A 706-nucleotide genomic window follows, 5' to 3' on the forward strand; every position below is an offset into this window, starting at 1 on the left:
CGTGCGCAATGGTGGTAACGCGCCGGCTCCATTTGACTTCGAGCAGACCTTGCCGTCCGGCTGGAGCCTGCTTAGTGCCAGTACCACCTGCCCCTCGCCAGTACCGGCTAATGGCAGCACCTGCACCTATACGCTGCAAGTTGGGGTGCCAGCGACTGCCGATGGCGGTGATACGCTAGTCGAAGTGCGGGCTATTGCCCGCAATGGCGGCCAGACTCCGCCTGCCCCCGACAGCGCGGCCAGCGCCACCGCCACTGTGACCGTGAGGACAATCCGCAATCTGAGCTTCGCGCCTACGCCACTCAACGCCAATGCCGATCCGGGGGCAACTGTCACCTTTACCCATACCTTGACCAACACCGGCAACGCACCCGACCGGTTTACGCTCAGCCTCAGCGGGCTGCCAAGCGGGTGGACGGGAACGGTCGATCCGGTCACGACGCCAATACTGGCCCGCAATACCAGCATTCCTGTCACCGTGCAGATCACTGTCCCCACCGGTATTGCCGCCGGCACAACGGCGACGGCTACCATTCGCGCCACTTCGCAAGGCAATCCGGCGGTGAATGCCGAGGTAGTGGACAGCGTTACGGTAAACAGCACTGATGGGGCGGAACTCTCGGCGGGCACGACCGCCAATGGCGTTCCGGGAGGCACGGTCGTCTTTACGCATACTTTACGCAACAGCGGCTCATCAACCATTGCG

1 protein-coding gene is annotated in these 706 nt (G+C 63.0%); it reads left to right on the forward strand.

The window, feature by feature from the left end; all coding sequences use genetic code 11:
* A partial coding sequence (locus NZU74_20435) for an NEW3 domain-containing protein (GenBank protein ID MCS6883697.1) occupies positions 1–706 on the forward strand: 706 nt, incomplete at both ends.

It is taken from the genome of Chloroflexaceae bacterium (genome assembly GCA_025057155.1).
GTDB lineage: Bacteria > Chloroflexota > Chloroflexia > Chloroflexales > Chloroflexaceae > JACAEO01.